Source organism: Streptomyces spongiae (assembly GCF_009377185.1).
Classification (GTDB): domain Bacteria; phylum Actinomycetota; class Actinomycetes; order Streptomycetales; family Streptomycetaceae; genus Streptomyces; species Streptomyces spongiae.
Genome location: NZ_VJZC01000528.1, coordinates 1 through 6,978 on the forward strand (window position 1 = coordinate 1; position 6,978 = coordinate 6,978).

Here is a 6,978-nt window from a genome sequence, read left to right on the forward strand (position 1 = left end):
CCACCCGGTCCACCCGAGCCCCGGGCGCGTTCGCCGCCGTCACGTACGCCCCGTTGTCCCCGGTACCGCGCGCGAGGACGGCGACGATCCGCAACCGCGTCGGCCGCCCGTCGCCCAGCCACACCGGTACCCACGCCCCCACCTCGTGCCGTTCCCACTCCTCGTTCACGACGATCGAGCGGTCGTCGAGGTCGCGTACGTCCCCGGCGACCACCGGCAGCCGCGACACCGCCGTGAACGCCCCCACGTCGTACACGGCCCGAGCGTCGGACCGGACGAGCGCGGCGCCCTCCTCCCGTAAGTACACGGCCGTCGAGGCCGACGGAGAGACGGTCGCACCCACGAGCCGTTCCCCCACATGCAAGGCCCCCAGGCCCTCACCCGTGACGACGACATCCGCCCGCGTCCGCTCCCGCGCCTCCGCGCCCTTCGCCGCCGCCACTGTCTGCGCCGACCCCAGCAGCGCCCCGGCCAGCGCGACCGTCACCAGCACCGGTGCGGCCACAGCCGCCGTACGCCGTACCGACGCGGACGCGTTCTCGCGAACCAGCAGCCCCAGTGCGCCGGACCACCGCACCGGACGGAGAACCGGACGGAGAAGCAGGGCGAGCAGGCGTACGGCCGGACGGACGAGCAGGGGAGCGAGCGCCGCCACCGCCGTGACCAGGAGCATCGGCTGGGTCGTGTACGTCTTGCGCTTCAGCAGTTCGGCCGGTTCCGCCCCCGCCTTCCAGGCCAGCAGACCGAGCCCGCCGCCCAGCAGCACGAGCCCGACAGCCCGCCGGAACCACGGCAGCGCCCCCACGTCCACGGACGCCTCGCGCAGCGCCTCGACCGGACCGGTCCGCCCGGCGCGCCGCGCCGCCACCCAGGCGCCGGAGAGCGCCACCGACACACCCGTCCAGAAGGCGACGTGATACGGCCAGGCCACCTCGCCCCGCAGCGCGAACCACGACGGCGCCACCCCGCCGTCCACCAACTCCCGCACCAGCAGCGGCGCTCCCCACGCCCCCAGCGCGCAGCCCACCGCCGACGCCACGACCCCGACCGCCAGCGCCTCGCCGAGCAGAACCCTCCGCACCTGCCCCGGCGTCGCGCCCGCCATCCGCAGCAGCCCGAACTCCCGTCTCCGCAGCGCCACCACGAAGGCGAAGGTGGACGCCGTCACGAAGACGGAGACGAAGGCCGTGACCCCGCCCGCCGTGCCGAGCAGCGAGTTGACCGCCACGAGCGCCTCCAAGTCCCGCTCGAACGACGGGTCGGCCCGTCGGCGGTCGCCGCCCGTGAGGACGAGGGCACGGTCCCCGACGACCTCGCGGACGGCCGCGGCGGGAGCGTCCACGCCCACCGCGTCCACGCCCACCGCGTCCACGCCCACCGCGTCCACGCCCACCGCGTCCACGCTCACCGCGTCCCGGGCCACCGCATCCAGCCGGACCCTCCCCAACTCCCGCAGTTCGGCGAGCAGGTGTTCGTCCACAGGGTGTGGATGCGCCAGCTTCTTCGTCACGTGCGCCGTGCCCGGCCCCCGCCGCACCTCCACCGTCAGCGTGTCCCGGCCCATCACGACGACCGGCGAGGACGCGAAGCGCTGCGGCTCCCGCTCGGGCGCGTCGAACGTCTCGGCGAGGCCGAGGCCCATCGCCGCCATCACCCCGACTCCGAGCGCCACGGCGACGAACGAACCGAGCAGCGAGGCCCACCGCGTCCGCAGGGACGAGAACACCACGGTCAGCACGCCGCACGCTCCCCATCAACCACGGAGCCCGCCGCTTTCACGCCTACTGAAGCACCGCCTGAAGCACCCCGCTCCAACCCCGCCATGTACGAGGCCACCCCCTCCGCCGAAGCCCCGGCCAACTCCCCGTGCAGGCGCCCGTCGACCAGGAACACCACCCGGTCCGCGTACGCGGCCGCCACCGGGTCATGGGTCACCATGACCGTCGTCTGGCCCTCCCGGTCCACCAACTCCCGCAGCAGCGCCAGCACGTCACGGCTCGTCGTCGTGTCCAGCGCTCCCGTCGGCTCGTCCCCGAACAGCACCGCGGGGCGGGTGATCAACGCCCGCGCCAGGGCCACCCGTTGCTGCTGCCCGCCGGACAGCTGCGCCGGCCGGTGCCCGGCCCGCTCGGCCAGCCCGACCCGGGCCAGCGCCTGGCGCACCGCCGCGCGCGAGGGGCGCCGTCCGGCCAGGCGCATGGGCAGGGCCACGTTCTGGGCGGCGGTCAGGGAGGGCAGGAGGTTGAAGGCCTGGAAGACGAACCCGATCCGCTCCCGCCGCAGCAACGTCAGCCGCCGCTCGCTCAGCCCGCCCAGGTCGGTCCCGTCGACGGTCACCGTGCCGGAGGTCGGCCGGTCCAGCCCGGCCGCGCACTGGAGCAGCGTCGACTTCCCCGATCCCGACGGCCCCATCACCGCCGTGAAGGTCCCGGCGGCGAAGTCGAGGTCGACGCCGTCGAGCGCGGTGACGTCGCCGTACGAACGGCGAAGGGCCCGGATACGGACGGCCGCCGGCACACCTGCCGACGCGGCTACCGGCACACCCGCCGACGCGGCTACCGGCACACCCGCCGACGCGGCTACCGGCACACCCGCCGACGCCGCCGCTGATTCGTCTGTCGTGGTCATGCCCCCAGCGAACCGTCCCCGCGCCCCGCGCACACGACCACTGAAGGGCGTCCCGAAGGTAGGGCCAGCCCTACCCCGACCGGGTCGCACCACCCTCATGACACGATCGACGGGTGAGTACGACCAGCAGCACGGTGGACCGCGCCTTCGAGGCCGCCCTGTACGCCGAGAGCGACGCGGCCCTCGACACGGGCGCCTCCTTGCTCGCCGCCGACCCCTCGGCCGACACCGAACTCGCCCGCCGTGGCCGGGAGTTCGTCGCCACGGCCTGGCGGCGCGGCTGGCAGCCCGCCGACGTCGTACGGATCGTGCGGCGCGAGCTGGACGACCCGCACGTACCACTCGTCTCGCGCCTGATCCTCGACGAGAACCGACAGCCCCCGACCCCGCGCTGGGCGGCGCAGCTCGACGAACTGAGAACAGCGGATGACGGACTCCCGCGCACCGACCGCTTCTCGTACGCGACCGCCGTACTGGAGCTGTACCGGCTGCTCCTCCGTCTCCCCGCCATCGAGCCCCTCGACCGGCCCGACGGCGACCGTGCCGATGTCCACCGGCCGGGCGGCGGCGCACCGCGCCAGGAGTCCCGCATGCTCACCCGCATCCGCGGCCTCCTGGCCAAGGCCGAGGCCACCGGGTTCCCGGAGGAGGCGGAGGCGCTCAGCGCGAAGGCGCAGGAGCTGATGGCGCGGCACAGCATCGACGAGGCACTGCTCGCGGCCCGAACCGGCGATCCCAACACCCCCGGCGCATGCCGGATCGGCGTCGACTCGCCGTACGAGACGGCCAAGGCGGTGCTCCTCGACGCGGTCGCCGGCGCGAACCGCTGCCAGGCCGTGTGGAACGAGTCCCTGGGCTTCTCCACGGTCGTCGGCTTCGAGCCCGACCTGGAAGCGGTCGAGCTGCTCTACACCTCACTCCTCGTACAGGCCACGACCGCGATGACGAAGGCGGAGGCGGCCCAGCGGGCGGGCGGACGCAAGCGTACGAAGACGTTCCGGCAGTCGTTCCTCGCCGCGTACGCGCACCGCACGGGCGACCGGCTGGCGGCGGTCGCCCGGGAACAGGCGGCCGCCGAGGAGCAAAGGGACCAGAGGGACCAGAGAGATGAGCCGGACCTGCTGCCCGTCCTCGCCGCCCGTGACGTGGCCGTGTCCGAGCAGGTGACCCGTCTGTTCCCGGAAACGGTCACCACCCGCGTGCGCGGGGTGAGCGATGCGGCGGGGTGGCGGGAAGGGGCCGCGGCGGCGGACCGCGCGCAGGTCAGGGCGCGGCCCCCACTGAACTCGTGAACGAAAGGATTCGTGAACGAAAGTACGCGTGGACGAAAGGACCGGTGCCTCAGTCACCCGCCTGCACGAGCGGCCCCACCGTCATGTCCAGCTCGTTCGCGGACTTCACGGCCACCTCCGCGTCGGGCCACTTGTAACTCTGCACGGCCTTGTCGCCGGGCAGCGTGAACTTCACCGTGTCGACGTCGGCGGCCTTCTTCGCGTCGCCCGCGACCCCGCGCACGTACGTGATCGTGAAGGTCGCCGACGCGTCCTTGGCCAGGGTCGTCGTCGGTGCCGGCGCGGACTTGTCCGGGCTGATGGCCCAGGACGTGCCACCGGCGTACGCGTCGGTGCCGGGGATGCCCTTCAGGGTGCAGGTGGCATCGCGGTTGGTCAGGGTGACCGGGACGGTGCCCGTGTCACCGGCGGCCGGAGCGGCGTTGCTGGGCCCGAACTCGATGCCGAACTGGTCGGCCTTGCACGCGGTGGACTTGTCGCTCGTGGAGCTCTTCGTGGTGTCGTCGCTGTCATTGCCGCTGTCGTTGTCGCTGCCGCACGCGGTCAGCGTGAGGGCCGCGACGAGGACGGCGGTGAGAGCTACGGGCGTGGTGCGCATGGGATTCCCCCGGGGGATCGTGAGGTGGTGCGGCGGTGCTTCGCGGAACTCAGGAGGAACTCAGGAGGAACCCAGCCCGTTCGTCGGCAGCCCCGACGGCAGCTGTCCGCCCTCGGCCTTCTGGAACGTCTCCTTGCCGACGCCACCCTCCCACGTGATCGTGGCGGACGTGGCGCTCACGGAGTCGACCATGCCCTCGGTACGGCCGTTGCTGCCGTCCGTGCACTTGAGGTGGAGCATCTGCATGCCGGACTCCTCCTTGGCGGAGCCACTGCAGACGGACCCGCCGGTCTCGAAGACCGCGGCCTGTTCGCCCGTCACGACCAGTGCGACGGCCTTGCCCTTCGTCGTGGCCAGCCAGCTGCCCGCCAGCTCCTTGCCCTGCGCACCGGAGGACCCGGAGCCGCCTCCCGTGTCCGCCGACCCGGTGGCGCCGGACGCCGACGGCGACTCCTTGTCCGCGGAGTCGCCGCCGTCGCCGCTGCACGCGGTCAGCGCGAGCGCGGCCGCCAGCCCGGCCGCCGCGGCCGCGATACGCACCCGCCGTCGCTGAACGGCCGCCGTGGTCGCCGAAGTCGCCGTAGTCACTGGAGTCTCCCAACGGATGTGGCCTGTGGTCGGTCCCGCCCGGATGTGGCCTGTGGTGTCGTCGCGAACGACCGCCGCAACGACAGCCGCAAGCTACCAGGCGTCCCTCGGAGCCCTCCCGGGCATCTCCCCGGCCCTCACGGCCCTCACAGGGAGAACACCATCAGGACACAGTCCCCGGCAGACTCACCACGACGCCTTGCGCACCCCCGGCAGGAACCCCGCGTGCGCCTGTTCCCGCAGGTTCACCCGGGAGAGCCCGAAGGTCCTGAGGTACCCGCGCGGCCGGCCGTCCACCTGGTCGCGGTTGCGGACCCGGGTGGCACTGGCGTCGCGAGGTTGACGGCGCAGCTCGCGCTGGGCCGCCAGCCGTTCGGTCGCCGTCGAGGACGGGCGGCGGATGATCTCCTTCAGCTCGGCACGGCGGGCCGCGTACCGCGCGACGGTCTCCTGCCGCTTCTCGTTCTTCGCGATCTTGCTCTTCTTCGCCATCAGACGCGCACCCCCCTCGCGCGGATACGGGCCACGGCCGCCTCCACGCCGATCGCGTCGACCGTCCTGATCCCCTTCGTGCTCAGCCGGAGGCGGACGTGGCGGCCCTCGCTGGGCAGCCAGTAGCGCTTGGACTGGATGTTCGGGTCGAAACGGCGGGACGTACGCCGGTGGGAGTGGGAGACGCGGTTGCCGAAGCCGGGCCGGGCGCCGGTCAGCATGCAGTGGGCGGGCAAGGTGACGCACCTCTCTCGATCAAGCCATGCAAATGGAATTCATTTTCAGTAAGGTATCAGCATGGCACGCAACGAACTCCGCCCGGTCATCAAGCTCCGGTCCACGGCCGGCACCGGCTACACGTACGTCACCCGCAAGAACCGCCGAAGCGACCCGGACCGTATGACGCTACGCAAGTACGACCCGGTCGCCGGTCGGCACGTCGACTTCCGAGAGGAGCGCTGAGAACCGCCATGCGCAAGGGAATCCACCCGTCGTACGGCCCGGTCGTCTTCCGCGACCGCGCCGCGGACCACGCGTTCCTGACCCGTTCGACGATCACCACTGAGAAGACGATCGTGTGGGAGGACGGCCACACGTACCCCGTGGTCGACGTCGAGATCTCGAACGTCAGCCACCCCTTCTACACCGGCACCGCGCGCGTGCTGGACACGGCGGGGCGCGTGGAGCGGTTCGAGCAGCGGTACGGGAAGCGGAGCTGAGCGTGGGCGAGCTCTCTGTCGCGATCGTGGGCGGGCTGCACGCCGACGCCCGCAAGGCCGCCGTGGCGCACCTGCTGGCCGAGGTGCCGGGCAGCGTGGCGCTGCACCACGACCTGTCGACGGCGGCCGACGGCACGGTCCTGCGGACGGTCCGCGACCGTACCGGCGTCCTGGACCGGGGCCGGACACCGCTGGTCAACGACTGTGCGTGCTGTGCGCTGCGCGAGGACCTGGTCCCCGAGCTGAAGCGGCTGGCGGACGAGGGGTCCACCCGGCTCGCGGTCGTCGAACTGTGGGACTCGGTCGAGCCCAAGGCGATGGCGGAGGTGGTGGCTGCGGGCGGGCTGACCGTCACCTCGGTGATCACCGCGATCGACCCGGCCCTGGTCCTGCCCTGCCTCGCCAACGGCGACGACCTCTCCGAGTGCGGCCTCGCCGCCGCCTCGACCGACCAGCGCACCGTCGCCGACACCTTCGCCCGCCAACTGGAGTACGCCCCGGTCCTCGCCGTAGCCGACTCCCCGGAGGCCGACGAGGAGGACCACGCCCTCCTCACCCAGCTGCACCCAACGGCCCGCCAGGTACCCATCAGAAATGAGCCGGGCCGCGCCCCCGAAAGGGGCGCGGGGAACTGCGCGACCAGCCACACCAAACCCGCACC

10 protein-coding genes are annotated in these 6,978 nt (G+C 72.8%); 4 read left to right on the plus strand and 6 right to left on the minus strand.

The window, feature by feature from the left end; genetic code table 11:
* Positions 1–1,738: ABC transporter permease (locus FNH08_RS40410; protein WP_322726254.1), on the minus strand; the 1,738-nt coding region annotated here is incomplete at its 3' end.
* On the minus strand, positions 1,732–2,628 hold the full coding sequence (locus FNH08_RS40415) for an ABC transporter ATP-binding protein (RefSeq protein ID WP_152776503.1): 897 nt from the start codon (positions 2,626–2,628) through the stop codon (positions 1,732–1,734). The genes FNH08_RS40415 and FNH08_RS40410, both read right to left, overlap by 7 nt.
* 113 nt (positions 2,629–2,741) lie before the next feature.
* On the opposite strand from FNH08_RS40415, the gene FNH08_RS40420 reads away from it, so the two are divergent.
* A complete protein-coding gene (locus tag FNH08_RS40420) occupies positions 2,742–3,920 on the plus strand; it encodes a DUF2786 domain-containing protein (RefSeq protein WP_322726255.1) in 1,179 nt (392 codons plus the stop codon).
* A 49-nt stretch (positions 3,921–3,969) separates the two neighbouring features.
* Here the strand turns inward: FNH08_RS40420 and FNH08_RS40425 are convergent, their stop codons facing one another.
* From FNH08_RS40425 to rpmB, 4 genes are all read right to left on the minus strand, one after another.
* Positions 3,970–4,518: a DUF4232 domain-containing protein gene (locus tag FNH08_RS40425; RefSeq protein ID WP_152776504.1), complete on the minus strand. Its 549-nt coding sequence runs from the start codon at positions 4,516–4,518 to the stop codon at positions 3,970–3,972.
* 60 nt (positions 4,519–4,578) lie between these two features.
* Positions 4,579–5,106, minus strand: a complete 528-nt coding sequence (locus FNH08_RS40430; protein WP_322726256.1) for a hypothetical protein — start codon at positions 5,104–5,106, stop codon at positions 4,579–4,581.
* A gap of 186 nt (positions 5,107–5,292) precedes the next feature.
* Positions 5,293–5,598, minus strand: a complete 306-nt coding sequence (rpsN, locus tag FNH08_RS40435; protein ID WP_152776505.1) for a 30S ribosomal protein S14 — start codon at positions 5,596–5,598, stop codon at positions 5,293–5,295.
* On the minus strand, positions 5,598–5,834 hold the full coding sequence (gene rpmB, locus FNH08_RS40440) for a 50S ribosomal protein L28 (RefSeq protein WP_152776506.1): 237 nt from the start codon (positions 5,832–5,834) through the stop codon (positions 5,598–5,600). Before rpmB ends, rpsN begins: the two co-directional genes overlap by 1 nt.
* Before the next feature lie 61 nt (positions 5,835–5,895).
* On the opposite strand from rpmB, the gene rpmG reads away from it, so the two are divergent.
* From rpmG to FNH08_RS40455, 3 genes are all read left to right on the plus strand, one after another.
* Complete coding sequence (rpmG, locus tag FNH08_RS40445) at positions 5,896–6,060, plus strand: 50S ribosomal protein L33 (RefSeq protein WP_152776507.1); 165 nt, start codon at positions 5,896–5,898, stop codon at positions 6,058–6,060.
* Positions 6,061–6,068: 8 nt separating this feature from the next.
* The gene (locus tag FNH08_RS40450; RefSeq protein WP_152776508.1) at positions 6,069–6,317 is read left to right on the plus strand and encodes a type B 50S ribosomal protein L31; all 249 of its coding nucleotides are present in this window, start codon (positions 6,069–6,071) and stop codon (positions 6,315–6,317) included.
* 2 nt (positions 6,318–6,319) lie between these two features.
* A partial coding sequence (locus tag FNH08_RS40455; protein WP_322726257.1) for a GTP-binding protein occupies positions 6,320–6,978 on the plus strand: 659 nt, incomplete at its 3' end.